At 39.4% G+C, this 25,287-nt stretch carries 20 protein-coding genes; 4 read left to right on the top strand and 16 right to left on the bottom strand.

What is annotated here, in order from left to right; all coding sequences use genetic code 11:
• Positions 1–48: 48 nt before the first annotated feature.
• From ACZ5AE_RS17825 to ACZ5AE_RS17840, 4 genes are all read right to left on the bottom strand, one after another.
• Positions 49–1,050 (bottom strand): NADP-dependent oxidoreductase, encoded by a 1,002-nt coding sequence (locus ACZ5AE_RS17825; protein WP_464565948.1) that lies wholly within the window; start codon positions 1,048–1,050, stop codon positions 49–51.
• Positions 1,051–1,106: 56 nt separating this feature from the next.
• Positions 1,107–1,853 (bottom strand): SDR family NAD(P)-dependent oxidoreductase, encoded by a 747-nt coding sequence (locus ACZ5AE_RS17830; protein ID WP_464565949.1) that lies wholly within the window; start codon positions 1,851–1,853, stop codon positions 1,107–1,109.
• Between the two features lie 150 nt (positions 1,854–2,003).
• Positions 2,004–3,089, bottom strand: coding sequence for a TRAP transporter substrate-binding protein DctP (gene dctP, locus ACZ5AE_RS17835; RefSeq protein ID WP_464565950.1), 1,086 nt, complete (start codon positions 3,087–3,089; stop codon positions 2,004–2,006).
• A 24-nt stretch (positions 3,090–3,113) separates the two neighbouring features.
• Complete coding sequence (locus ACZ5AE_RS17840) at positions 3,114–3,881, bottom strand: carboxymuconolactone decarboxylase family protein (protein ID WP_464565951.1); 768 nt, start codon at positions 3,879–3,881, stop codon at positions 3,114–3,116.
• Between the two features lie 518 nt (positions 3,882–4,399).
• On the opposite strand from ACZ5AE_RS17840, the gene ACZ5AE_RS17845 reads away from it, so the two are divergent.
• On the top strand, positions 4,400–5,881 hold the full coding sequence (locus ACZ5AE_RS17845) for an aldehyde dehydrogenase family protein (protein WP_464565952.1): 1,482 nt from the start codon (positions 4,400–4,402) through the stop codon (positions 5,879–5,881).
• 134 nt (positions 5,882–6,015) lie between these two features.
• On the opposite strand, the gene ACZ5AE_RS17850 is transcribed toward ACZ5AE_RS17845, so the two are convergent.
• Positions 6,016–6,390, bottom strand: a complete 375-nt coding sequence (locus ACZ5AE_RS17850; protein ID WP_464565953.1) for a nuclear transport factor 2 family protein — start codon at positions 6,388–6,390, stop codon at positions 6,016–6,018.
• A 217-nt stretch (positions 6,391–6,607) separates the two neighbouring features.
• The gene (locus tag ACZ5AE_RS17855; RefSeq protein ID WP_464565954.1) at positions 6,608–7,279 is read right to left on the bottom strand and encodes an AraC family transcriptional regulator; all 672 of its coding nucleotides are present in this window, start codon (positions 7,277–7,279) and stop codon (positions 6,608–6,610) included.
• 180 nt (positions 7,280–7,459) lie between these two features.
• On the opposite strand from ACZ5AE_RS17855, the gene ACZ5AE_RS17860 reads away from it, so the two are divergent.
• A complete protein-coding gene (locus ACZ5AE_RS17860; protein WP_464565955.1) occupies positions 7,460–8,176 on the top strand; it encodes an urease accessory protein UreH domain-containing protein in 717 nt (238 codons plus the stop codon).
• Positions 8,177–8,852: 676 nt separating this feature from the next.
• On the opposite strand, the gene ACZ5AE_RS17865 is transcribed toward ACZ5AE_RS17860, so the two are convergent.
• The 5 genes from ACZ5AE_RS17865 to ACZ5AE_RS17885 all read right to left on the bottom strand — a co-directional run bounded on the left by ACZ5AE_RS17865 (position 8,853) and on the right by ACZ5AE_RS17885 (position 15,466).
• Positions 8,853–9,347 (bottom strand): PTS sugar transporter subunit IIA, encoded by a 495-nt coding sequence (locus tag ACZ5AE_RS17865; protein WP_464565956.1) that lies wholly within the window; start codon positions 9,345–9,347, stop codon positions 8,853–8,855.
• A 139-nt stretch (positions 9,348–9,486) separates the two neighbouring features.
• Entirely contained in the window at positions 9,487–10,812 is a 1,326-nt protein-coding gene (locus tag ACZ5AE_RS17870; protein WP_464565957.1) for a 6-phospho-alpha-glucosidase, read from the bottom strand.
• Positions 10,813–10,880: 68 nt separating this feature from the next.
• Complete coding sequence (locus tag ACZ5AE_RS17875) at positions 10,881–12,482, bottom strand: PTS transporter subunit EIIC (RefSeq protein WP_464565958.1); 1,602 nt, start codon at positions 12,480–12,482, stop codon at positions 10,881–10,883.
• A 129-nt stretch (positions 12,483–12,611) separates the two neighbouring features.
• Positions 12,612–13,385, bottom strand: coding sequence for a MurR/RpiR family transcriptional regulator (locus tag ACZ5AE_RS17880; protein ID WP_464565959.1), 774 nt, complete (start codon positions 13,383–13,385; stop codon positions 12,612–12,614).
• 239 nt (positions 13,386–13,624) lie between these two features.
• Positions 13,625–15,466 (bottom strand): S9 family peptidase, encoded by a 1,842-nt coding sequence (locus tag ACZ5AE_RS17885; RefSeq protein WP_464565960.1) that lies wholly within the window; start codon positions 15,464–15,466, stop codon positions 13,625–13,627.
• Between the two features lie 338 nt (positions 15,467–15,804).
• On the opposite strand from ACZ5AE_RS17885, the gene ACZ5AE_RS17890 reads away from it, so the two are divergent.
• A complete protein-coding gene (locus ACZ5AE_RS17890) occupies positions 15,805–17,187 on the top strand; it encodes a chloride channel protein (RefSeq protein WP_464565961.1) in 1,383 nt (460 codons plus the stop codon).
• Between the two features lie 118 nt (positions 17,188–17,305).
• Here ACZ5AE_RS17890 and ACZ5AE_RS17895 read toward each other — a convergent pair whose 3' ends face one another.
• The 3 genes from ACZ5AE_RS17895 to ACZ5AE_RS17905 all read right to left on the bottom strand — a co-directional run bounded on the left by ACZ5AE_RS17895 (position 17,306) and on the right by ACZ5AE_RS17905 (position 21,172).
• Entirely contained in the window at positions 17,306–17,575 is a 270-nt protein-coding gene (locus ACZ5AE_RS17895) for an AEC family transporter (protein WP_464573657.1), read from the bottom strand.
• Between the two features lie 1,514 nt (positions 17,576–19,089).
• Entirely contained in the window at positions 19,090–19,935 is an 846-nt protein-coding gene (locus ACZ5AE_RS17900; protein WP_464565962.1) for an aldo/keto reductase, read from the bottom strand.
• Positions 19,936–19,948: 13 nt separating this feature from the next.
• A complete protein-coding gene (locus ACZ5AE_RS17905; protein WP_464565963.1) occupies positions 19,949–21,172 on the bottom strand; it encodes an MFS transporter in 1,224 nt (407 codons plus the stop codon).
• Positions 21,173–21,371: 199 nt separating this feature from the next.
• Between ACZ5AE_RS17905 and ACZ5AE_RS17910 the strand changes: the two genes are divergently transcribed.
• Positions 21,372–21,743: a winged helix-turn-helix transcriptional regulator gene (locus tag ACZ5AE_RS17910; RefSeq protein ID WP_464565964.1), complete on the top strand. Its 372-nt coding sequence runs from the start codon at positions 21,372–21,374 to the stop codon at positions 21,741–21,743.
• 676 nt (positions 21,744–22,419) lie between these two features.
• On the opposite strand, the gene ACZ5AE_RS17915 is transcribed toward ACZ5AE_RS17910, so the two are convergent.
• Both ACZ5AE_RS17915 and ACZ5AE_RS17920 read right to left on the bottom strand, forming a co-directional pair.
• Positions 22,420–23,838, bottom strand: a complete 1,419-nt coding sequence (locus ACZ5AE_RS17915) for an NAD-dependent succinate-semialdehyde dehydrogenase (RefSeq protein WP_464565965.1) — start codon at positions 23,836–23,838, stop codon at positions 22,420–22,422.
• 55 nt (positions 23,839–23,893) lie between these two features.
• Entirely contained in the window at positions 23,894–25,285 is a 1,392-nt protein-coding gene (locus tag ACZ5AE_RS17920) for a hypothetical protein (protein WP_464565966.1), read from the bottom strand.
• Positions 25,286–25,287 lie beyond the last annotated feature (2 nt).

Consider the following 25,287-nt stretch of genomic DNA (forward strand, 5'->3'; position numbering starts at 1 on the left):
TTAACTCTTACCAATGACTGATTTATTTTCAAATTAATGGAGATATCATCATAGTAGTTTCACAAGTTGCTTGCCAATGTTGTCACCGTGGAATAGGCCAAGGAATGCGTTCACTGTGTTTTCGAACCCCTTAACTATGGTTTCACGATATTTTATTTTTCCTTCCCTTACCCACTGCGATAGCTGAAGGAGGCCCTCCATATTATGTTCAGCATAATCGGAGACAATGAAGCCTTTCATTAATGAACTTGTATTAAGAAGTTTTCCTGCTATCCTTGGTCCCAGTTCTGACTCTTCCAAATTGTACTGTGAAATTTGTCCACAAATAATAATTCGAGACTGGAAATTAATTAACGTTACAACAGCGTCGCTGATGGCTCCTCCAACATTATCGAAATAAATATCTACACCATCAGGACAAGCCTCTTTAAGTGCATGTGGAAGGCTATCCACCGTTTTGTAGTTTATCGCGGCATCAAAACCTAATTCTTCCGTTAAAAAGGTACATTTTTCATCTGTACCGGCAATCCCAACCACCCGACAGCCTTTCAACTTAGCAATTTGCCCTACAACCGTGCCGACTGCCCCGGCAGCTCCTGAAACGACAACGGTTTCCCCCGCGATTGGGGATCCAATATACATCAGTCCAAAATATGCGGTTAATCCCGGCATTCCAAGTACATGCAAGGCTGTTGTAACGGGTCCCCACTCCGGATCGAGTTTGCGGATATCATCGCCCCTAGACACATTATATTCCGCCCATTCCAAGCGGCCTTCCACAAAATCGCCAACATGATAAACTGAGTTCTTCGATGACACCACCTTGCCAACCATGCCGCCAATAAATGGCTGTCCCACTTCATATGGATCTGCATATAATTTGGCAGCTGACATCCTTCTGCGCATATAGGGGTCGACAGAAAGATAATGGGTCTTTATTAGTACCTGCCCATCCCTAATCTCCGGAACCGCTTCTTCAATCATCTCGAAATGGTTTTGATTCGGCATTCCCTTTGGCCTGCTTGCCAATAATATTTTTCGATTCCTCAAAACGAATCACTCCTGACCATTTTGCATCTAAAAGGGGAACAACCTGCAAGTTAGTATTATTGAGCGGTAAAGCCACCGTCAATCACTAACTCCGTACCTGTTACAAAACGGGACTCATCAGAACCTAAATAAAGCGCGCCGTACGCGATATCAATTGGTTTTCCCAAATGAGGCCATGGTGTTTTATCCTTTAAGAAATGTTCACCGTTTTTCGCTCCGGACATGTTGGTTTCAATTACGCCAGGATGAATCGAATTCACTCGGATCGAGTCTTTTGCCAGCTCAAGCGCTGCGGATTTGGTCATAAGTCTTACAGCACCTTTTGAAGCATGATAGGCTATACTACTGGGACTACCGACTATTCCATACATGGATGAAGTATTAATAATGGAACCGCCGCCAGTCTTTTTCATCAAATTCGATCCATATTTCATTCCCAAGAAAACACCAGTAGAGTTAATAGATTGGACCTTTTCAAATCTTTCCAAAGAGATTTCCGCTAAGCCAACCCTTCCTCCAATACCGGCATTATTCATCAGAATATCTAATCCGCCAAGCTGTTCCTCTACTATCGAAATAACTTCTTTCCACTCCTCTTCTTTGGAAACATCAAGTTTTAAGGAGATTGCCTCTCCTCCATTCTCATGGATGAGCTGCAATGTTTCGTGAAGCCCCGCCTCATCAATATCCGTTATCACAACCTTAGCCCCGTGTTGAGCGAATAAAATGGCTGTTCCTCTCCCAATTCCATTACCGGCTCCAGTAATCATAGCAATCTTATTTTCTAATCTTTTTAATGACATGCTTCAATCATCCTTTCTATCTATTAAAATCATTTATTAAGTATTAATATAAAAATTGGTCAGATTAATAAATAAAAGAGGAGACTAGGAAAAAACATTCCTAGTCTTGAGTGAAATTCTTTTTTACATAATAGCTTCTATTCTATTTTATTAAAATGGAATTTCTACTCCCTCATCCTTTAACAGCTGCTTAAAGTACTTCATCATTTCATCACCAGGATAGCCCTTTTTATTTGCTTCCGCTACCCAGTTGTCCCACAATTTTTCCGCAGGTGCTTTGAATTTATTTGATTCCTCCTTACTCGGTGTGATTACCTTTCCACCTTTATCTTTCACTCTATTTTCAAATTCTTTGATAGAATTTTGCATGGAGCTCATGTAAAGTTCTGACATTAATTCTTGATGTTTTGGACCTAATTTTTCCACAAATAACGTTTGAAGATCTTTTGGCATCTTATTGAATACGTTTGCATTTAGGAACAATCCATTTGAGGAAACCCCTAAATCAATCCTTGTCATATATGGAGCCACTTCATTTAAATTAAACCCAATGGCGCCGGTTGTATTGTAGATAATATCATCTGCCATACCTTTTTCCACCGATTCATATAACTGTGAGTTATCAATTGATACAGGGGCAGCTCCCCACATTTTGATCAGTTCATTTCTAGAATATAGGCTATTAACTATTTTCCGATTCTTTATATCTTTTACGGTTTCGATAGGATCGGAAGTATATAGCTGGGCTGTATCTGTAGATGAAGCACCGAGCCAGACAACATCTTTGAATGTATCTTTCATAAATTTATCGTAAAATTTATTCATTACACTTACCGAAACTTCAGGGTTAGGAATGGCAAAAGGTAAGTCTCCAATTGATAATGGGAACAAGATATCATTTTTGTCAGAACTCGCATATAAAAGTCCCACATCAAACACGTCACCACTGATATCATCATAACCTGTGTCAGGTTTTCCTAGTGCTGAGCTTGGGAAAACATGAACTTTTATCCTTCCATTTGTTTCCTTTTCAACATATTCTGCCCAAGGTTCGGCAACTTGTTTCGTATATGGGTGAGTAGGTGGAGCAAGATCATTGTAGTTTATTTCAATTACATCTTTACTTGCTTTTGTGGAGCTCTTGGATGATGTTGACGATTCCTTTGCCTGGCCGCATGCTGTTAAAAGAATTGCTGCCAGTAACAGAATGGAGATAATCAAATTTCGTTTTTTCATATACCTTCCCCCTATAAAATAGTTTTATTTATTACCCTTTTCAGCTAGCACCGATCTTAAAATCGGAATTCCCGCATAAAAAGTATCAACACCTTGAGCACTGGTTATCTTTAAAACTTCCATAATTTCCTCAAATGTCGCCCCTTGTCTTAAGGCACTCTGAATATGGACCCTAGTTCCAACAGCAAATAAGTGTGTAGTGGCAATATCAACGGCAATGTAAATAAATTCCTTTAATTTCGGGCTTAGAATGTCATTTTCCCAAGGGTTTGTCAGAAATTGATAATAACTTTCAAAAAAGGGCTCATCATTTAATATCAGAGTGTCTCGGAATGAATGCCAGTAGCCCATCTTTTGAATAAACTTTTCCTTTAACTCCTCCTGATGTACATTCAATTTTGTATCCGCAAAGGCGCCCGTTTCTTCAACTAGAATAGGAACCCCTACAGCACAGGTATGCATACCTAGCACACTCACAAGTTTAAAAACTTCTAAGATTTCTTGTTCAGTAGCCCCTTGATTAATCGCGTTTTCAATGTGAATTCTGAGTGTATCTTTGCTTAAATTAGTAGGTGCTGAGCTTAATGCCACATTAATTAACTCCCGGGACTTTGCGTCGAGAATGTTGTTTTTGTAAGGAGTAGCTACTAATTTTTTATAAATCTCAAAGAATTCCGGGTCTTTTTCTGCTAAATAACTTAACGTAGGGTTCCAATATCCCAAGTCCCTTTTGTAAGATGCTTCATGATCATTCACTAACTCGCTGGTTTTTGTAGTCTCTTGGTTAACCAAATTTTAATCCTCCTTGTTTTTCAAAATCAATGCCTTGTATCTTTACATATGCAACTATTGTGCCAAAAGTCGTTTTAGAAAAAAACATATAGTACATCCATTCTTATACCTATCTATTTCTATTGTTTTTTATAGTTTTAATAAACTGATGAAGGTATTTTACTCATGAAATCGAGTATTTTTTATTTTTAAGCGTAGTAAAAATGAAACATTCTGTTTCGTTATTGTAACATGGAACCAAAATTTTAATTGTCCGATATTTTGTGCTTGCCGAAACAAATATTTTTGAAATTTCTAATTTCCCCATATTAATAGCCTTTTTGTTTTCTGTAGTAATGCATCCGCTTTAGCAATAACAAAATTAATATATGAAATTACAAGAACTACCTAATAAATTACATTTGGCATGCTTTTTGCATTAACAAAAGTTAAGGAGGTGGATACAGCTAGCTTGTTTGAATTAACGTATTTACCAAGAAATATGAGGGATGACAAAATCTAGAAATTGGAGGTTATAAATGGAGCAAACATTGGTATTAAAAGAAAAGGTAATAGAATATATTAAAGGTACTAAAAAACTATTTATCAATGGGCAATGGGTTGAATCAGTAAGCGGAAAGACATTTGAAACCAAAAATCCGGCTACCGGCGAAATCATTACCACCGTATATGAAGCCCAAGAAGCAGATATTGATCGGGCAGTAAAAGCTGCACGGGAGGCATTTGACAATGGCCCATGGTCTAAGCTAACTGCTGCAGATCGGAGCCGGCTCATTTATAAATTAGCCGACCTAATGGAAGAGAATTTGGAAGAGCTCGCACAACTTGAAACATTGGACAATGGAAAACCTATTAATGAATCTAAATTCTTTGATGTCCCGACAGCTATTGAACACTTCCGATATTATGCTGGCTGGTCAACTAAGATCGTTGGGCAAACCATCCCGGTAAACGGTAATTTTTTCACCTATACTAGGCATGAACCTGTAGGTGTAGTCGGACAAATTATTCCTTGGAACTTTCCATTATTAATGGCTGCTTGGAAATTAGGAGCTGCACTTGCGACAGGTTGTACAATTGTATTAAAGCCAGCAGAGCAAACGCCGCTGTCGGCCTTGTATTTAGCTAAGTTAATACAGGAAGCCGGTTTCCCTGATGGAGTGGTCAATATTGTTCCAGGGTTTGGACCTACAGCAGGCGAACCGCTGGTAAGGCATGAAATGGTTAACAAAGTCGCCTTTACTGGTTCAACTGTAGTGGGAAAACAGATTATGCGGCTTGCATCTGACTCTATCAAAAGAGTGACATTGGAACTTGGTGGTAAGTCACCTAATATTATTCTTCCAGATGCCGATTTGACAAAAGCCATCCCTGGTTCACTGATGGGAATCATGTTTAATCAAGGACAAGTTTGCACTGCTGGTTCACGTCTGTTTGTCCAAAAGAAAGCGTATGATAATGTCGTAGCTGACCTTGTCTCCTATTCAAAAAGTATAAAACAAGGCCCGGGCCTAGATACGAATACGCAAATGGGACCACTTGTAACGGAAAAACAGCAAAATCGCGTGATGAGCTATATTGAAAAAGGACAACAAGAAGGGGCTGAAATGTTAACGGGAGGAAGAAATCCATTCGATAGTGGCTACTTTGTTGAGCCGACGATATTCTCAGCTGTTGAAGACAATATGACCATTGCAAGGGAAGAAATTTTTGGTCCCGTCCTTGTTGCCATGCCGTTTGACGATTTAGATGAAGTGATCAAACGTGCCAATAACACTGCTTATGGTCTTGCTGCAGCCGTTTGGACTGAGAATGTTCGCAATGCCCATTATGTGGCTAGTAAATTACAAGCTGGTACGGTCTGGGTGAATAGTTATAATGCTGTAGATGCAGCAGCGCCATTTGGTGGATTCAAGCAGTCCGGAACGGGACGTGAAATGGGATCTTATGCACTTGATGCCTATACTGAAGTGAAAAGTGTTTTTGTTAATATGGATTAAGGTTAGGCTGCTTGAATTAAACTTAATCAGAATAGGTTTACTTTGGCAACAGTACAATAGGGTTCCCTATGTCCAAAAGACCATCCATTTGGATGGTCTTTCTTATATGTATACAGTTAGGGAAGGAATCCTACTCAAAACACGCCATTTTCATTGGGAGAATTCTCCGGTATGGGCTGACCCACATCCCACAATTCAACGATGGAGTCGTTATGAAAGCGGAATATATGGACCACAGCCCCCCCAAGGTCATCAGGATTTTGTTTTATATGGGAGTATACTACAACCATCTCCTCATCTTCAATGACACGTTTTACTTCTAGGCTTTTGTTAGGATTCTGGACAGCATTCTCCTCCATTGCGAGCATTAGCGAGTCAGCATCTCCATGGAAAAAGGGATTATGATGGCGAAAATCCGGACTAATATACCTTCTGTATGCTTCGCGCACTTCTCCCGACGCAACCAATTGCAAAAACGACACAGCATATTCTTTTAAAGAGTTCTTCATTGTAAATCTTCCTTTCCTTAAATTGTAACTTTTAGGCTAACTCTTTGTAATTATTGTTAGTCACATGCGATTCAATAATTTGGATCTCGATACATCTATCTTAATTATAATCAACAATGTTTTTTCAGCTCAGATCATTATCTTTCATTTTTCTTATTTTAAAGTTGTTTTGCAGACGTGTATTAGAAGTTTCTAAGAACTTGCTCCAAATAGATTTTTATAAGTATTTTTGTCGTTGAGATTTTATTATTTCCAAATACTGTGTATCTCCTAACCCATAATCTTTAAATTTTTTCAGTAAAGCTAACATAAGTTCTTCCTCTGGAGCATCTTGGTGCTTTTGAATATACATCATAAGATCATTGTCTTTATTAAGGTAACTCAAATACATCTCTATCCCCTTCTTTAATGGTTCTAGGTAGATATTTTCAGGCATAGTTTTATCAATCAATACTTGTTTGTAAATGGCATAATATCCTTCAGCCTTGATGGTAAAATGGCTCACTGGCTTAAACTGTTCTCCGACTATATTAAGCTCAATCGCACCAGAATACTTAGACTGGTCTAACCAAGCAAGAATGGTAAGAATATTGATTTGACAAAACATATCGGCATCAAACCATAAGGCTATACTCGTATATTTTCCGTAAAAAAAAGGCTCCAATGGGGTTAGTGTATGTTCAGTGTATTGTTTCGGCGTTACTTTATGGACCTTCGCACGTATTTCAATGAATTCATTTGAAAACAGATTAAGACTAGTGTTTCCATAACACATCGCCTCATTAAAGGGGACCATCCATTCATGTTCAAGAAAATTTGTCTTTTTGTAAAAATTATACATAGCTAGTCCATTTAAAATATGTAATTTTCTGTTTTGGATCATCGTCATTGACAACCTCTCCCTCTTTTAATCTTATTCCATGGTTTTTATAATTTTAGCAATAAAGATAACACATTCTATGATATTATTGAATAATGCTATAACCATTCTATATTCTTTTGTTAAATTCCATCAAACTTATAAATGTATGGTTTTTGCTTTTTTTCTATTTTTCAAGGAGGTTATTTAATGGAGGTAGGATTTTTATCGGTTCTTACTCTGGGATTTGTGCTTGGTATCAAGCATGCGATAGAACCAGACCATGTGATAGCTGTATCTACCATTGCCAGTCAAAGTAAAAAATTATTACGTTCGTCTTTAGCCGGAGTGTTCTGGGGGATTGGTCATACTGCTACATTATTTATTATCGGGATTATTATTATTCTAATGAAAGGCGAAATACCTGAAAAATGGGCTATGTCATTAGAGTTTTTAGTAGGAATAATGCTTGTTTATCTTGGAGTTTCAACATTCCTATCCATTAAAAATATCCACCTGCATCAGCATAAACACGATGGAGAAGAACATAAACATGTTCACTCTCATACTCATATGGGCAAACACGGGCATAAACATAAACATAAAAATGTCTCATACTTAAAATCCATGGTGATTGGCTTAATTCACGGTCTTGCTGGAAGCGGAGCGATGGTTCTTCTAACCATGAGTACAGTTAATAGTGTTTGGGAAGCTGCCATTTATATCCTTATATTCGGTGCAGGAACAATTATTGGGATGCTTTTCTTTACCACCATTATCGGAATTCCATTCGTTTTCAGCTCAAAAAAATTTAGACTGAATAGATCACTTACTCAAATAACAGGCGTGATTAGTATCGTGTTTGGGATATTTTATATGTACAACTTGGGGGTAACTGAAGGGTTATTTAAACTTTGGATACAGTAGTTTCATTGAAGAGAGGTGGATTTTCCACCTCTCTTCTTTATCTCTCCTAAATTGTACGCTGAATAAAAAGCGGCCATAGTGTTCTTTACATCTATAATTAATGTTCATGAAAACTGTTATTGTTTACAATTGTATTATATTCTTGGTCACTAATAATCCCTAACACTTTACATAAGGAGGAATGTAATAGGATTTTTTTCTTAATTCGTTTAGATGGAAACACCATTATCACTCCCTTTATTCTTATATTATTGCATTCCTCTAAAAAGTTTCCTTAACACAAAAAGTTTTCCTTGATAAAAACTATTATCATCTATATGACCTCAACTTAGGTTTAGGTCGTATCTTTTTATTTGTATCGAATCAAAATAAACTTTGGAGGAAATAAAATATGGCAAAATTCGCTTACTTATGGGGTGCAGAACGTTAATTCACAGACCTAATCAGGTAGCAAGTCACATAAATTTAACAAAATAAATCAAAGGATATTTTCACAGTCAAAAAGGCTTAGAGATATTTTCATCTTTAAGCCTTTTTTGTATTATCTTTTATTACTTACTACTCCGTATGTTGTACAAGTCATTAGACGCTAAAACAGTTTGATAAATAAGCGGAGAAATTTCTCTTAATTAGGAAATATCACTGAAAATAGCTTAAATAACACCGAATGTTTTTTCTACTTCATTTTCACCTGCAGCAAAACAGATTCCCCACGTGTTACAGAACTTTCTTCTGTTTTAGTTAAGGTGTCCACTGAATCCATATTCGTAATTACAACAGGTGAAATGGTGCTTTCCGCTTTTTCCTTAACCAAATCCAAGTTAAATGTAACTAACTTGTCACCTGCTTTTACTTTGTCACCTTGTTTAACATGGCCTTCGAAGCCTTCTCCGCCCATCGCGACAGTTTCCATCCCGATATGGATAAGGATTTCCAAACCATCTTTATTTCGAATTCCAACAGCATGATTGGTTGGAAAAATTTGCGCAATCTCGCCATCCATCGGTGCCACAACCACTCCTTCAGCAGGCTCAACGGCAATTCCATCTCCGATCATTTTTTGGCTGAATACCTGATCCGGAACATCTTCAATTTTGATCACTTTTCCAGTAATCGGTGAAACGAGGGACATCGTTGTTGACTCTTTTTTTCCAAATAACTTCTTAAACATTCCGTACTCCTCCAATATGTATAATTATCTGTAGGAAAAGGCGAAAAAGCACTAAGCTTTTTTCGCCTTTTCCTCAACACTTATTAATTTACTCCCATGGAGACAAGTGAAGCAATAGAAACGTCTCCATGCTTTATTATTAGTGTAACTCAGGCCAGTAGGCTTTATTAGCTTCGATTAGGTCGTCGAGGATTTCTTTGGCTACTTTGGCGCTAGGTACTGTTTTTGACAGGGTAAGTGCCTGCCATAATTTTTGGTAGCTGCCTTCGATATAGGCTTGGACGACTAATTTTTCAACTGTTACCTGCTGGTACATTAATGCTCTTTGGAATTCAGGAATCTTTCCTTGGCTTAATGGCTCTGGACCGTCGCTGCCAATAATACAAGGAACCTCAACCATAGCATCGTCATCAAAGTTGGCAATAGCACCATTGTTTTCTACGATTAACAGCATTCTTTCGTGCGTGTTGAAGGCAATGGCACGAGCAAGGTCGACGATAAATACAGCATGAGCGCCCATTTCAAATTCACATCCTTCTGCTGTACCTCTTTCGATGATGTTTCTTGCTGTTGAAAAGACCGTCTTTTCTCTGCCGGCAATGACTTCATTGGCCCGTGTGAATTCCGGATTAGAATGTTCTACCACATAATCTGGGTAGAAGTAATATTTCAAATAGGTGTTAGGCAAGAATCTTGGATCTACCGCTAACAGATCCTTCGCCTTTTTATGTGTTTCCTGCCAGCTTGCGTCTGTATGCTGGGTATCGACTTCTTTTTGGGTCAAATAGCCGTTCTCAGCCACATAATCACGAATTTGCGGCAAGTATTCATGCCCTTCTTTGTCTTTAACGCTTGTCCACCAGCCGAAGTGGTTTAATCCGAAATAACGTACTTCCAAGTCCTTTGGCTCTTTGCCAATGATATGTGACATTCTGCGCAGCGTTCCGACAGGCATATCACAAATGTTCAATACCTTGGAATTTGGACGAAGCACGCGGCAGGCTTCTGCAACGATGGCTGCAGGGTTGGAATAGTTTAACATCCAAGCATCCGGTGAATATTTTTCCATAATGTCAATTAACTCGATCATGTCACCAATGCTTCTCATTCCATACGCGATTCCGCCAGGTCCGCAGGTTTCTTGGCCGACAACACCATGCTTCAATGGAATTTTTTCATCTTTTTCGCGCATTTCATATTTTCCTGTACGAATATGGGCAAAGCAGAAATCAATATCGGTGAACGCTTCTTCTGGATCGGTTGTGAATGAGTACTCGATATCTGGTGCATTTTCCTTCATGACAATCGCAAGTGCTTCTCCTAAGACTGCTTGTCTTTGTTCGTCGTTATCATATAATTTTAATTTTCGAAGCGGGAAACGGTCTAGATTATCCAATAGCATCATTACAATCCCCGGTGTATAGGTGCTGCCTCCGCCTGCAATTACTACTGAAAATTTCTTCATGTTCTCCATTCCCTTCTACTTTCTAATCTGTTTCTCTAGTAGTTACATGTTTATTTCTGTAAAGATTTCTATTCGTTTGTGTTTAATCCCAAGTAGGTGTCAACTGCTTGTCGAATGTTGTTTACTTGTAAGCCATAGACTACCTGAACATTTTTATCTTTAATAATGACACCACTAGCACCTGTTTGTTTTTTCAAGACATCTTCGTTCACTCTCTCTGGATGCTCAAGTGTTAAACGAAGTCGTGTATAACAATTAGTTACAGTATTGATATTGCTTGCTCCGCCTAACGCGTCAACGATCACAGGAGCAAGTCCCTGATTACCTTGAGGTGCGGAAGTACCTGCGTTACCAGCGCTTTTCTTTGCTTTATAATCGTTCTTCGAATATAGTTTTGTTTCTCCTCCATCATCTTCTCTTCCGATTGTTTTGAAGTTAAATTTCACAATCAAGAAGCGGAAGCCTACATAATAAATCACGAAGAAGATTAAACCGATTAAGATATACATTGGCCAGTGTGTTTTTTGGATGCCAAGTGGCAGGTTGAACAATAGGAAGTCAATCATACCGTTCGGGCCGATTGCACGTACATCAAATAGATGGAATGTTACCATCGCTAAACCGCTTAAGCATGCGTGAACTACAAATAACAATGGTGCAACGAACATGAATGAGAATTCAATTGGTTCTGTAACACCCGCGATAAAAGAAGTAACCGCAGCTGGAATTAAAATAGCTTTTACCTTTGCTTTGTTTTCAGGCTTGGCAGTGTGGTACATGGCTAAACAAGCACCTATTAAACCAAACATTTTGGAAATACCGCGAGCATCCCAAACAACACTTGGGGAAAGCTCTTTTACGCTTGGATCGGCAATTTCCGCATAGTAAATATTTCTTGCGCCTTCGAATACTTTGCCGCCAACTTCTGCACTGCCGCCCAATTCTGTGTATAAGAATGGTGTGTAAATTAGGTGGTGCAATCCAGTTGGGATCAACAAGCGTTCCAATGCTCCGTATAAGAAAATACCGAAGCTTCCGCTGTGGTTGATCAGTGTTCCAAGCTTGTTAATGCCAGTTTGGAAATACGGCCAAATGAAGGTAAGAGCGATGGATAATAGCACAACGACTGGGATCAGGACGATAAAGACAAATCGTGAGCCGCCGTAAATTTGAAACGCGCCTTTAAAGTCTGTATCAATGAATTTGTTGTGAACCATTGCGGTGATAATACCAAGGATTAGTCCAAGGAACACACCCATGTCAAGGATTTGCACACCTAATACAAGGGTTTGTCCAGTTCCTTGCAAAGTTTCTCCCTCATAAAGAACCCCGCTCAGCTGCATAAATTTATTCATGGCGTTGACAAACACCAAGTAGCCTAACAACGCGGTGAATCCAGCAACAGCTTTTTCTTTTTTCGCTAAACCGACTGTAATCCCGACACAGAAAATAAGTCCCAGGTTACCGAGAATCGAAACCAATGATCCAGTTAAGATCGTTCCAAATCCGGTCGTAATCGGATTATTTAAAAATGGGATGACTTCTAATAGTCTTTGATTAGTTAATAGGTTCCCCAGGGCAATCAAAATACCCGCAATCGGCAAAATAAGTACCGGAATGAACATCGCTTTTGAAAAGCGCTGCATGCCATCCATGACTTTCGCTTTCATTTTGCCTTCCCCTCCTGTATTTTGTTTTTTGTATTCGTTTTCGTCGACAGGTTTAGAATACAATGTAACCGTTTCATAGTCGATAGATTCAACATGATAAAAAACGTGTTTCACACATTGAAACACGTTTCACCCGCTGTTTTCTTTTTTAGTCAAAATAGTTTCAAGATACTGCTTGATGATAAATTCAAACATCAGCATTAGACTCGGAAAAAAGCTGTTTGGCAGCATATTTCGATCGTCCAGTTTACTGTGATCAATGATTTTAAAATTCAAATCGGAAAGCTCAGCGATCCGATTGTCTGTTTCTTTTGTAAAGGACACTGTAAAAATCTGATGCTCTTTGGCTGCCTGTAATTTATCGATGATTAGCTGTGTTTCACCAGATTTAGAAATGACGACCAAGGCCCCGATATCTTCCAAATTATTTTCGAAAACACCAACCGAATCAGTTCCGCTTGCAAAAATAGTTTTTCTGCCCAATACCAATAATTTTTTATATAAGTATTCTGCTGCAATAGCGGAAAAACCAGTGGCATAAATAAAAATATAGCTTTGCTTAAGGTTTAATACATTGTGTATAAAGGATTGGATATCTTCCAGCGAATTATGGTCCAAGAAATCCTTCTCACTAATTTCAAAAAAATTCTCCAACACGCCGCTTTGCGGTAAATCTGCTTTTTTGACAAGAGGGAGAAGCTGATAATACATATCGACAAATCCGGTATAGCCTAATTTTTTGGACAGGCGGATGACAGTCGCTGGAGAAGTGAAATTTTCTTTTGCTATTTTCCGTACACCCATTTGCAAAACAGTGTCGATGTTTTCAATGATATATTGTACAAGCTGAACATCTATCTCGGTTAAATTTTTCCCTTGAACAATTTTACTGATATCAATCATATTTTACCCACTCTCACTCGGCCAAGCCCTTGCTATCAATAGTTTTCATTATATCGGAATAGGAGTTTTACTACAAACTAACAGGACGAGCAAAACAAGAAATTTACAATTCTTAATTTATTCTTATCGGCAGGCTGTTTATCCTACTCTTTACTATTCATGTAACAGAAGTGCAATGCGCCATTTGTGTGCATGGCAAAAAGGACTAACCAGTTTGGTCAGTCCTTTTTGCCTGAGATTCAATTAAAGAAGAAAGGATACTCCCGGCTCCTTTTAAATCCCCTGCTTTTTTTGTCTTCATTTCCAAAACTTCGTTCAAGAAAGTCTACGATTGCCTTGTAGGCAATTTCTTTGTTTTTTAGCTTTGAAATCGTATGGCCTTCATCGTCGAACCGAATAAAGTCAACAGGGTGTTGTTTTTCCTTCAGTTTGTTGACGATTTGCTCGGATTCTTTAATATGAACACGAGGGTCACCTTCCCCATGGATCACCAATAACGGAGTGGTAATGCGACTTACATGATTCAAAGGATCGATTTTATCAAAAAAGTCACCATCTCTTTCAATCGTTCCGTATTCCGCTTCCCTAAGCTTCTTACGCCAAGGATGGGTGGTTTGAAGGAACGTTCTAAGGCTCGACATACCCACAATATCAATCGCGGCAGACCATAGCTGCGGATAGTGACTGATGGCTGCAAGGACCATAAATCCTCCATAGCTGCCTCCCATTATTCCTATCCTATTAGAATCGATGTTCTCATTCACCTTTAGCCATTCCACTAAAAAAACTATATCCTGCAAGGCATCCATTCTTTTTCGGACATCATCTAATTTCGTGAACGTTTTTCCATAACCTGTACTTCCACGGATATTTGGTGTGCACACCGCATACCCTTTACCGATTAAATACTGCACGACTGGGTTGTATACAGCACGAGACTGACTCTCAGGACCGCCGTGAATGACAATAACTAAAGGAATTTTTTCAGTTGTAGTCCTTGGTTTATAAAAATATGCTGGAATTTCAAGATGATCAAATGAGCGATAACTTATAAGATCTGGCTCAACTAATTTATCTTGCAGGATTGGGGAACGGGATACATAGGTAAGTCTCTCCGACTGTATGCTTGCTAAATCTAACTCCCAAATATCAGATGGATATGCCGGGCCATTGAAAACATAAGCCAGTTTTTTGTTATCAGGGGAAAATCTTAAATCTTTTATTATTCCAGTTGGTGTTTTCCACGAATAAAGGTAACTTCGATTTATGTCTAAAAGTACCCCCTTTGATACTCCTCCCTCATTCACGGAAAAGGCTAACAAATTTTTATCTTTATTCATTTCGAGTTCTTCAAAGTCCCAATTTCCTTGCTCTAGCCACACAAAATGCTTGGTTTTGATATGGATAAGTGCAAGCCCGAAAAATTCGCTATCTTTGTTCGTTAAAACATAGATATGATCTCCATCCTTGTTAAAATGGACTTCTCGAAAACTCGCTTCCCCTTTATGTTCTGTTATCCAATCAACGGACCCTGTTGTCAGATCAAGTATCCCTAAATCATTATCCAGGGGAGAATTCGTCTTTTGGACCAATAATGATTTTCCGTCAGGTGACCATTCCACCGCTGTAAAAAGACCATCACCGGTTAACAAAGGATGATATTCCAGTGTTTCTAAACTTTGAATATAAATATCAAAAAATGCTGGATTCCGGCGATTGCTTGACCAGACAATCCATTTTCCATCATGAGAGCTGCCCCCATAGCGATGAACATGATTGGGTGACTTGGTCAATTCAATCAGTGTCCCATCCTCCTTGAGTAAGTGCAGCTGCTGATTCTCATTACCGCCCACATCCATCCCAATAATCCGGTCAGAAGTACCCTTAACAAGTCCAACAAAGGTAATTCTTTCTTTTGTAAAAGAAATTTGAGCAGGCCATTCTTCCCCGCGATTGAGTTCCCAAACCTGTGGAGTGCCCGTATAATCTGCAATAAAGCAAAGCTTTTGACCATCTGGGGTATAAACAGGATTCTTGGCATAGCGAACGTGTAAATAAGGGTCTATACTCTCTTTAAACAAAAACATCCCTCCCAATCGTTTAAGGGATTATAAAATCTCTTTCCTGAGTTTAAATATGGTGCTGTAGTGGCCTATTTTCATGCCATCGAATCCATTATATTTAGGCCCCTTTTAAGTTATTCTTTTTGGACGGGTTTATTATTTCGTCTGCTTTTAATTAATAAACTAGATACTTATGAAAATATCAATAAGTATAATAAACTGTGATTACGACCAATAATTCTTTGGGACAGAGGATGGTGTTCCCCACTCCGAAATTTCCAATCCCCCCTTCCTAAAGCCCTACCATTAGACATCCCTTTTATCAAGTGCTATTTTTTTAAAGGGGGTGTTGATAAATGTCACGCATTCGATATGTTGAGCCGCTCGTGATGATAGCAACGATCATTCGCTGGTTTTTATTGGCTACTATCACCGGGGCTATTGTAGGGACAGGGACCAGTCTGTTTTTAAAAGGGCTTTATTTTTCTACAGATAAAACCTCTCTCCTTCCTTTGTGGCTGAGTATGATTCTTTTGCCGATTGGCGGGCTTTTGAATGGATTGATTTTGTATTTTGGCTATCGGTATGGATCCAAGGATAAAAAGGATTCTGTCATTGCTGCTGTTCATGAACAATCAGGTCTGATGCCATATAAGACAATCGCTATTAAACCGATCGCTGCGATTATTACACTTGCTTCAGGCGGTTCTGCCGGTAAGGAAGGTCCATGCTCCCATATAGGGGGGACGCTTGCTTCCTGGTTTGGCTATCTCCTCCATTTAAATCCCGAGCTCCAAAAACGACTTGTTGCCTGCGGGGTCAGCGCCGGCTTTGCCAGTGTATTCGGAACGCCAATTGCAGGAGCTATTTATGGAATTGAAGTGTTAACAATTGGACGAATCCGCCATGATTTTATTTTTCCTGCGGTGATTGCGGGTGTTACTTCCTTTGAGGTAAGCAAATTTTGGGGAATTACATATGATTATTATCCTGTCCAGCTTTCTCAGCAGTTTTCCAATGGATTATTTATTAAAATTCTTCTCATCGGAATGATTTGTGGTCTTATTTCATGGTTATTTATTGAATCCTTTGAGAGAGCGCGGAAATTATTCAGTTCCATTCAGCAAAGATTCCATATTTGGCCGCCAATGATGCCATTTGTAGGCGGGCTCATCTTATCATTGCTTATATTAATGATCCCAACAGATTACCTTGGGTTAAGCTTGCCCATTATGGACAAAGCTTTAAGCGGCGAGCAGGTTTCTTATCTTGGTTGGTTTTGGAAAATTCTACTTGTTTCGATTACGTTGGGCTCTGGTTTCTACGGAGGAATTGTGACACCGCAGTTTGTGATTGGTGCCATCGCAGGGAATGTACTAGCCCAACTTCTTGGGGTCAATCCCGCCTTGGGGGCAGCGGTTGGTATGGTGTCCGTTGTTGCCTCAGCATCCAATACCCCAATTGCTGCAGTTTTTATGGGCTACGAGTTATTTGGAAGTTCAACTGCAATTTATGTAGTGGCCGCCTGTATTACAGCCTATATCACAATTGGCCATAGAAGTGTGTATCCTGATCAACTCGTGGCATACCCTAAATCATTGTGGATGAGATTAGTGCCTGACATTGCCTTAGAAAATGAGAAAATTCATGTATCCTATACCCTTTTAAAAAGGATCAGGCGATTTCAGCACCAGCAAAAACGATTGAATATGCATTTTAAACGTCCGAAAAAGCTTTAAAAAATTCTAACCTCTTGATTTCTTTGTATTAGTGCTGCTCCGGTTCGGACAATTCTTCCTTTATTCAAGGGATTTTGTCCGGACTTTTATTTTTTAAAAAAGACTATTTAAGAAATTACTAATGAGCAGAAAAAATAACTGTCGTTACCGTCATCATACTGAATATGGTTGACACCAAAACAGTTTGTGCTGCGTATTCAGGATGGTTTCCATATTCCAGTGCAAACAACGAACTATTTCTTGAAGTTGGAAAAGAGCTCGCAATAAACAATGACTGTGCTGTAATACCATCCAGCTCCAAGGTTAAGATGATGATCAATGCCATACACGGTGAAAAAATGAGACGTCTGATTAGGCTTAGAACTAATGGCAGCGAGAAGGTTCTTATTTTTTTGCACTTTTAATGTAGATCATAACACTAAATCCAACGGTCCCCTCGATCTCATCCGTCAGGATTGCCTCGATCTCCTTCCCTTCTTCCGCCGTTATAAATGTAATAAGTTTCTGTGAATTTCCCTCCATCTAACAATTTCATTTTAAAAACAATATCCCAATAGTTGAAATACAAATAAATTATCGATAATCATACAAAAATGGAATGACACCAATGAAAAAAGCCAGATGCCCAGCCTGGCTCAGGTGATTTTTCAATGACCTTTTTTGAAAAATTTCCATTTGATTGGATATACTTACCGATTCAGGATGGTTACTTTCCAAATTCGAACTGATACTTTCCCCGTTGATCATTTTACTTCTACTTTTTCACAAAATACTTTCCAAAATCACCATTTTACTTCCCTACCCCATATTTCACGCGAAAAAAGCCAGGTGCCCAGCCTGGCTCAGGTGATTTTTCAATGACCTTTTTTGAAAAATTTCCATTTGATTGGATATACTTTCCGATTCGGGGTGGTTACTTTCCAAATTCGAACTGATACTTTCCCCGTTGATCATTTTACTTCTACTTTTTCGCAAAATACTTTCCAAAATCACCATTTTACTTTCCTACCCCATATTTCACGCGAAAAAAGCCAGGTGCTCAGCCTGGCTCAGGAAATTTTCCAATGACCTTTTTGAAAAATTTCCATTTGATTGGATATACTTTCCGATTCGGGGTGGTTACTTTCCAAATTCGAACTGTTACTTTCCACGTTGATCAATTTACTTCTACTTTTTCACGAAATACTTTCCAAAATCACCATTTTACTTTCCTATCCCATATTTCACACAAAAAAGCCAGGTTCCCAGCCTGGCTTTGGTAATTTTCCAATGATTTCTTTTGAAAAATTACCATTAAATTGGATATATTTTCCGATTCGGAGTGGTTATTTTCCAAATTCGAACTGATACTTTCCACGTTGATCAATTTACTTCTACTTTTTCACGAAATACTTTCCAAAATCACCATTTTACTTTCCAATCCCATACTTCACGCGGAATTTCACGTTAAAAAAGCATGAGCATTTGCCCACGCTTTCTTAAATAGTAGATTTAAAATCCAGTTCTATCACAAATTCTACAAACTCTTCAATCACTTTGGTCTCAAGAGATTTTTCATGAGAGAACATCCATGTTCTTCTTACAATAGGGTTCCCCATTTTATCTTTTAGAATGATCCGGTAAAGGTGTTGATGCTCCTGAATAAGAACACTAGGAAGGATTCAATAACCCAATCCGTTGATGGTTGGGATATATATAAACTCTCAGCCGTTTTCGTGATATTCTATTTTCGTAAAGTACCTTTAAGATGATCCAGTCCTGTTCATCCATTATCTCTATTACCTCTTATTTCCATAATCATTAAATCAATATTAATCTTACCATATTAAAAATAAGGAAAATAAGATATTTTATCAAACTGAACAAGAACCCATCTTAATGATGAGTCCTTGTTCGTCATATTTAAAAGTCAAAATTGTCAGGATCTGGACCAACACGGTGATTCTGGTTCAAGCCATCAATTCGTTTCATGTCTTCTTCTGTTAACTCAAAATCGAATACTGACGCGTTTTCAACAATGCGATGTTCTTTTGTGGATTTTGGAATCGTCACAACCCCGTTTTGTAAATCCCAGCGCAAAATCACTTGAGCAATCGATTTATTATACTTGTCCGCGATTTCTTGCAGCACTTGGTTATCTAGTAACTGGCCTTGCATGAGCGGGGACCATGCCTCCATTTGAATCCCGTGTTCCATGCAAAACGCTTGGAGCTCTTTTTGAGTCAAACGCGGGTGGTACTCCACTTGGTTCACCATAGGAATAATTTCCGCGTCTTTCATTAAATCCTCTAAATGATGAATCTGAAAATTACTTACGCCGATTGCTTTCACTCTGCCTTCTTTATAAAGAGTCTCTAATGCTTTCCAAGACTCTTTATATTTACCTTCTACAGGCCAGTGAATGAGAAATAAATCTAAGTAATCTAAACCGAGTTTTTTTAAGCTTGTTTCATAGGCTGCAATGGTAGAATCGTATCCTAAATCAGCATTCCAAACCTTCGAGGTTACAAATAAGTCTTCTCTGGAAATGCCAGCCTCCTGCATTCCTTCTCTTATACCTTGTCCGACTCCTTCTTCATTTCCGTAAATAGCTGCTGTATCGATGCTGCGATATCCATGCTTAATCGCTGTTTTTACTGCCTGAACCAATTCCGGACCTTCCTCTACTTTAAACACTCCGATGCCAAACCATGGCATTTGTACACCGTTATTTAATGTAGTTGTATCATTTAAATTTTTTGCTGTCATTATAATTTACCTCCTAATTGTATTGAAAAATTTGTTTTTGATTCGTGTCAGCTGTTTTTTCATCTTTTCGCTCTAGAGCTCTGCTCCAGCCTGTTAGTACCACTGCTCCTGCCACCATCAATGCCCCTATCCATGGGGTATGAATGAGCCCAATGGAATCCGTTATGACACCACCTAGGTAGGAACCAATGGCGATTCCGGCGTTAAAAGCTGCTATGTTGATGGCAGAAGCCACATCAACCGCACTTGGTACAAACCGTTCAGCCAACATCACTACATATACCTGCAGTCCCGGCACATTCATAAAAGCCAATAACCCCATAAGGATAATAGTTATAAGGGCCGCAGTCTTAAATGGAGCAGTGTACGTTAAGATAAATAAAACGATTGCTTGTGCGATAAACATATAAAGTAATGCCGCAAGCGGCTTTCGGTTTGCTGCCTTCCCGCCAATCACATTTCCGATGGCAATGGCTACACCGTATACAAGCAAAATCACAGCAACTGTTCCTTCTTTAAATCCCGTAATCTCTTGAAGCAATGGAGATAAATACGTAAAGACCACGAACGTCCCACCATACCCCAAGGCCGTAATCGCAAATAAAAGTAATAAACGGCCATTTGACAATAATTTAAGCTGATCGCGAAATGCTGTACGAACACCTTGCCGCAATTGAGATGGAACAAGGATGCTAGTAGCAATCAAAGCAATGATTCCAACTGCAACTATTATCATAAATGAGGTTCTCCAGCCAAATTCTTGGCCGATGAACGTCCCGAAAGGAACACCTGTAATCGTTGCGACCGTGAGCCCTGTAAACATAATGGCAATGGCGCTTGCCCGGCGGTTTTCAGGTACCAAATCAGCGGCAATTGTCGATCCTATCGACATGAACACACCATGTGAAAATGCGGAAAGAACACGGGCAACTAGTAAAACACCAATACTTCCAGCACTTGCAGCAATGCTGTTGCCAATAATAAAAACAATCATGATCCAAAGTAATAGGGACTTACGTGACATACTAGATGTAAACGACGTTAGGATCGGCGCCCCAAATGTTACCCCTAATGCATATAAAGAAACTGTTAATCCAGCTGTTGTAACCGAGATTTGTAAATCTTTCGCTATCAGCGGCAATAAACCTACACTGATAAATTCTGTTGTTCCAATCGCAAATGCGCTCACTGCCAATGCCAAGAGCGCCAATGTACTCTTTTTCTTATCAAAGGTCATAGTATGGTTCTCCTCCTGTACACAGTGTTGTTGTATTCTTCAATCTGCTAGCAGATAAAAATTGAATAAGTTGAAGTTTGACCGGCAAATGTTATTATGGAACATATCAGTCTAATAGAAAAGAACGTACTTTAAAGTGCCATAGGCACCTGCGAGTACGATAGGTACTTTTTAGTGCCTATAAAATTGGAGGTACACTATGAATAATAAGAAATATAATATTGCCGTTGAAGCCACCTTGGAGGTTATAGGAGGAAAATGGAAGTGTGTGATCCTTTGCCATCTTACACACGGCAAAAAGCGCACAAGTGAATTGAAACGGCTGATGCCAAACATTACACAAAAAATGTTGACTCAGCAATTGCGTGAATTAGAGGATGACGGAGTCATAAACCGCATTGTGCATAATCAAATACCACCAAAAGTGGAATATGAACTCAGTGAATATGGATTAAGTTTAAAAGGCATACTTGATTCCTTATGTGCTTGGGGTGAAAAGCATATTACAAAGGTTTATGGGGACAAATTCGCCGTTTTGGAGGAAAGTGTACTTAATGATCGTTTGAAATAATGGTATGCCATTTTTTGAAAGGAACGAAGGCTTATTAATCAAGCTTGCATTTTGAATAGTAAGCCTTCATTACAGCCGATAGCCAGAAATAGCAGGCTAAATTCTTAAGAATTATTTTTAGCCAATGTTTTAGATTGCAAATCTATATTAGAATCACTTATCCATTTTACTCTCGAATGAACCAAACCTTAGAGATTAAATTATTCTCTATTTCATAAATAGCCATTAAACTGACGGTTTCTCCAGTCATTCCGTTCGTAGCGAATTCCCAATCAATTACCTTATTGCCGACAATTGACCTATTTCTGATTTCAGCGGACATTTTCCTTGTAAATGTTTCCGAATACCTTTCAATTAATGCCTTCTTACCGCTTAAAGTTATCGAATTGTCGGGAAAAGTATATACCGTAATATCATCTGCCTATGTGCTGGCAAATCCTTCGATATCTCCTTTGTTATAAAATTCAATTTGCTTCTGAACAACCTGTTCTATTGACATTCTTTACACTCCTACAAATAGAATTGTTACACACGACCCCATCTATGCTGGTTGACTTAGGCTAAGACATTAAGGTCTCCAGTAAATAATCTCTCCTATCTTCCTGTTTACTACCAGCACAAATAAAGATGGGCCTGCACTCTGTTACATGTAACAGCGTGCAGGCCTATTTTTATTTTATAATCCAAGCGAAACATACTTCACTTCTAAGAATTCTTCAATTCCGTAATGGCCGCCTTCGCGTCCAAGTCCGCTTTGCTTAAAGCCTCCGAATGGCACTTGCGGAGTGGATGGCAGACCGTCATTCAGACCAATAATTCCATATTCTAATGCTTCTGAAATTCGGATGGCACGTGAAATATTTTCTGTAAACACATAGGCTGCCAAGCCATAGATGGAGTCGTTGGCACGCTCAATCGCTTCTTCTTCGGTTTTAAAGGTAGTAACGGGTGCGAGCGGGCCAAAGGTTTCTTCTGTCATACAGATCATGTCATCATTGACATTGGTAATAACAGTCGGTGCAAAGAACAGGTCCTTAACTACTTCTCCGCCTGTTTCAACTTTGGCGCCTTTTTCAAGAGCATCACTGATATGACGGTTCACTTTCTCGATAGCGGCCTCATTAATCAATGGTCCAATATCAACTCCTTCCTCGAGACCGTTCCCGACACGGAGCTCCTGAACTTTTTCCACAAGTTTGCTCGTAAAAGCCTCCTGAATGCTTTCATGGACATAAATTCGGTTTGAGCAAACGCAAGTCTGGCCCGCGTTTCTGAATTTTGAAGTAAGAACACCTTCGACCGCTTTATCAAGGTCCGCATCCTCCATAACGATTACAGGAGCATGTCCGCCGAGTTCAAGAGAAACTTTTTTGACTGTATCGGCAGCGCCGCGCATCAACTGTTTGCCAACCTCAGTTGAGCCAGTGAAGGTCAGCTTTCTAACACGGGTGTCTTCAAGCCAAGCCTGACCGATTTCTTGGGCTTTTCCCGTTACAATATTGAGAACTCCTTTAGGAAGCCCGGCTTTTTCCGCTAATTCAGCCAGCTTGAAAGCAGTAAGTGGGGTCTGTTCCGCCGGTTTGACAACCGCTGTACAGCCCGCCGCCAATGCAGGCGCCACTTTCCGTGTGATCATCGCTGCCGGGAAATTCCATGGTGTGATTGCAGCAATCACGCCAACTGGCTGTTTGTGCACGAATAATCGTTTGTTTCTATCACTTGCAGGGATAGTCTCACCGTACACTCTTTTGCCTTCCTCTGCATACCACGATAAAAATCCATTTGCATAAGCAATTTCGCCCACCGCTTCTTTGAAAGGCTTGCCCTGCTCCATCGTCATCGTTTTGGCAAGGTCTTCTTTCTTTTCGTCAATCAGCTTATGCCACTTCCAAATGATTTCTGCCCGTTCATACGCAGGAAATGCTGACCATTCCTTAAATGCCTCATAAGCAGCATCCGCTGCCTGTTTTGCTTCTGCATAACCGCCGTTTGGGACGGTGGCAATGACTTCTGAAGTAGCAGGGTTTGTCACTTCAAATGTGTCAAGCTCACTTCCAGTCCATTCGCCATTAATAAATAGTGAGTATTTTTCCATTGATAATGCCTCCTTATGACATGAAAAAAGGGGAAGCCCCCTTTTCTAAAAAATATTATGAAACTTGTTTTAATTCCTCTTTGGATTGCAGATCCTTTGTGAAAGTCTTGTCATTTTCACCCTTGAAGAATTGTTTACCGTAAATTAATAGGCACAATAGGATACCTGCTGCAAACGCCAAAGTAGCTCCTTTTATGACCAAAATAGCCGCCACTACACCAGCAATTCCTAAATCACGCTGACTTTTTGCCTGTAAAACACCAATGCGTACACTTACATAACCTTGAACTAATAGAGTCAGAGCCAACGCCACGCCTAGAATCGGCTGTAATAGACTAACGATAGGCAATAAAAATAACCCTGTATTTGTACCCCAACGGAAAGAACCAGCTCCTCCGAAGATCGAGTTCATTGCTTTTTTGCCTTCCTTGAAACGTTCCACTACTACAACCTGCATGGCAGCCCACATTGGTCCGCACATAGTGATATCAGGACCAATCATACTCATTACCATGTTTCTGCCGCCAAATATTAAGTGGGCACGATTTGCATTGTAGTCTACTTTTTCATCTTTTCGGACTTCATCTGAATCAGAAAGGATGGCTTTAGCTTTCAGCACATCACCAAATACCACTAAGTACGTAGCAAGCACGGCTGGTATCGCTTTAACAAAAAAGGCGAATGCAGGAAAACCCAGACCAAATACTGTATACTCTGCCCATAGCGTGGCAAAGTCAGGCTTACTAATTCCCCATTGAATATCCGGCCATTTCGCTTCTCCAACAAGTGGGGCTACTATCACTGCCAATAAAACAGCAGGTAAAATCCCTAAATTTCCAAGTAACACCATGGCCTTATTTTTTTGTTTTATCGCTTCAAAATGCTTAGAGAACATTAAATAGAAGACAAACCCGATACAAATCGTGATAGTATATGGGAATAATTCAAATTTTCCACCCACCTCAAAAATGGATACGATTGCTCCGATTCCCGCTCCCAATATTATTCCCGACTTAATTGCATTAGGCACAATCCGGACTACTTTGTTCGCCAGACCAGTGACACCCAAGAAAATGGATAATACCCCGAGGGTAAGCTGAAATGCTATTAGTGCATAGACCCGATCAGGCCCTTCAGGAAACTCTTTTACAAATAAGACAATTAAGGGGACTGCGGGTGTAATCCAGCCAGGAATCACCGGATCACCAAGTAAATGATGCATTAAATATAAAAGTCCATTCAACACAACAACTGCAAGCGCAACTTCAAATGGCATACCTAAATGGTCGGCCAAAAGAGTGATCGCTCCCAGGTCAACAGCACACATCAGCAAGCCTTGTACATAATCCGGCCACTCTAATTTATAATGGATAAACGGCAGTCTTAGTTTGAATGGACCGGCCGGAATATAAGGTGATTCCTGGCCATCCTTACGATTTTTCCACATGT

The sequence above is a fragment of the Neobacillus sp. S1227 genome (assembly GCF_055385255.1).

Coding starts and splice junctions, on each gene's coding strand:
- ACZ5AE_RS17830 (WP_464565949.1), bottom strand. CDS start 1,853: ATGTCATTAAAAAGATTAGAAAATAAGATTGCTATGATTACTGGAGCC.
- ACZ5AE_RS17910 (WP_464565964.1), top strand. CDS start 21,372: ATGAATAATAAGAAATATAATATTGCCGTTGAAGCCACCTTGGAGGTT.
- ACZ5AE_RS17860 (WP_464565955.1), top strand. CDS start 7,460: ATGGAGGTAGGATTTTTATCGGTTCTTACTCTGGGATTTGTGCTTGGT.
- ACZ5AE_RS17870 (WP_464565957.1), bottom strand. CDS start 10,812: ATGAAGAAATTTTCAGTAGTAATTGCAGGCGGAGGCAGCACCTATACA.
- ACZ5AE_RS17875 (WP_464565958.1), bottom strand. CDS start 12,482: ATGAAAGCGAAAGTCATGGATGGCATGCAGCGCTTTTCAAAAGCGATG.
- ACZ5AE_RS17890 (WP_464565961.1), top strand. CDS start 15,805: ATGTCACGCATTCGATATGTTGAGCCGCTCGTGATGATAGCAACGATC.
- ACZ5AE_RS17905 (WP_464565963.1), bottom strand. CDS start 21,172: ATGACCTTTGATAAGAAAAAGAGTACATTGGCGCTCTTGGCATTGGCA.
- ACZ5AE_RS17865 (WP_464565956.1), bottom strand. CDS start 9,347: ATGTTTAAGAAGTTATTTGGAAAAAAAGAGTCAACAACGATGTCCCTC.
- ACZ5AE_RS17900 (WP_464565962.1), bottom strand. CDS start 19,935: ATGACAGCAAAAAATTTAAATGATACAACTACATTAAATAACGGTGTA.
- ACZ5AE_RS17880 (WP_464565959.1), bottom strand. CDS start 13,385: ATGATTGATATCAGTAAAATTGTTCAAGGGAAAAATTTAACCGAGATA.
- ACZ5AE_RS17850 (WP_464565953.1), bottom strand. CDS start 6,390: ATGAAGAACTCTTTAAAAGAATATGCTGTGTCGTTTTTGCAATTGGTT.
- ACZ5AE_RS17915 (WP_464565965.1), bottom strand. CDS start 23,838: ATGGAAAAATACTCACTATTTATTAATGGCGAATGGACTGGAAGTGAG.
- ACZ5AE_RS17845 (WP_464565952.1), top strand. CDS start 4,400: ATGGAGCAAACATTGGTATTAAAAGAAAAGGTAATAGAATATATTAAA.
- dctP (WP_464565950.1), bottom strand. CDS start 3,089: ATGAAAAAACGAAATTTGATTATCTCCATTCTGTTACTGGCAGCAATT.
- ACZ5AE_RS17855 (WP_464565954.1), bottom strand. CDS start 7,279: ATGACGATGATCCAAAACAGAAAATTACATATTTTAAATGGACTAGCT.
- ACZ5AE_RS17920 (WP_464565966.1), bottom strand. CDS start 25,285: ATGTGGAAAAATCGTAAGGATGGCCAGGAATCACCTTATATTCCGGCC.